General features: G+C 39.8%; 2 protein-coding genes. Both read left to right on the top strand.

The window, feature by feature from the left end; genetic code table 11:
• The first annotated feature begins 52 nt into the window (after window positions 1–52).
• Window positions 53–640 (top strand): ORF6N domain-containing protein, encoded by a 588-nt coding sequence (locus ACYVTD_RS14080; RefSeq protein WP_461248353.1) that lies wholly within the window; start codon window positions 53–55, stop codon window positions 638–640.
• Window positions 641–725: 85 nt separating this feature from the next.
• Window positions 726–957 (top strand): class I tRNA ligase family protein (locus ACYVTD_RS14075; RefSeq protein WP_461248352.1); only part of this gene is annotated, 232 nt, incomplete at its 3' end.

The raw sequence follows: 957 nt of genomic DNA, 5'->3' as shown, positions 1-957 counted from the left end.
TATATATAGGTGTTGTGTATGCAACATTTAAAATTCTTTTCAGGGGGAAAAAATGAAAAAACAAATTGGAGCGATAGATTTTTCAGACATAAAAAGAGCCATTGTATCAGTCAAGGGGCAGAATGTTCTAATTGACAGCGATGTGGCGAGTATTTATGGTGTGGAAACGAGAGAGGTAAATCAAGCTATTAAGAACAATCCTGATAAATTTCCTGCGGGTTATATTGTCGAGGTTGACAAAGGCGAACTGATCAAAATTTTTGATCGGTTCAATAACTTGAAACACTCTACAGCGCAGACAAAGGCTTTTACAGAAAAAGGACTGTATATGCTTGCCACAATATTGAGAAGCCCAAAAGCGACAGCGGCGACGATTGCCATTATTGAAACTTTTGCTAAATTGCGTGAATTATCGCATACAATCGCAAAATTGGCAGATACTAAAGAAAAGCCGGAACGGCAATCCCTTATGCAAAAAAGCGGAGATATTTTCTCTGAATTGATAGCCACCGATATGCCTGTGTCGGGAACAGAAACCACACTTGAGATAAATTTTGCAGTAATGAAATTCAAGCATACTGTTAAAAGAGAGAAAAAGAAGGGAACAGTACAAGGAGCTAAAAAATCAGGTGAAGGATAAAAATCTGAAAACATCAGGTGGAATATAAAAAAAGAATAAATCTGACATCTTGAATAAGACATTCACTTTTTGCTACACTGTACCTATGTACAAACAGGTCGATCCGAAAGTCAATTTCCCCGCACTTGAGGAAGAAATCCTTAAATTCTGGGAACAAAACCGCATTTTCGAAAAATCCGTCTCGCAAAGGGAAGGGCAGAGCGAGTTCGTTTTTTACGACGGCCCCCCCTTTGCCACAGGGCTTCCGCACTTCGGGCATTTTGTCCCAAGCACGATTAAAGACATCATCCCGCGCTATCAGGCGATGAAAGGCAAAA

Source organism: Treponema sp. R6D11 (assembly GCF_054786075.1).
This window is presented reverse-complemented; position numbering and strand designations above follow the sequence as displayed.

Excerpts from the sequence above, each read along its gene's own strand:
- ACYVTD_RS14080 (WP_461248353.1), top strand. The coding sequence starts at position 53 with ATGAAAAAACAAATTGGAGCGATAGATTTTTCAGACATAAAAAGAGCC.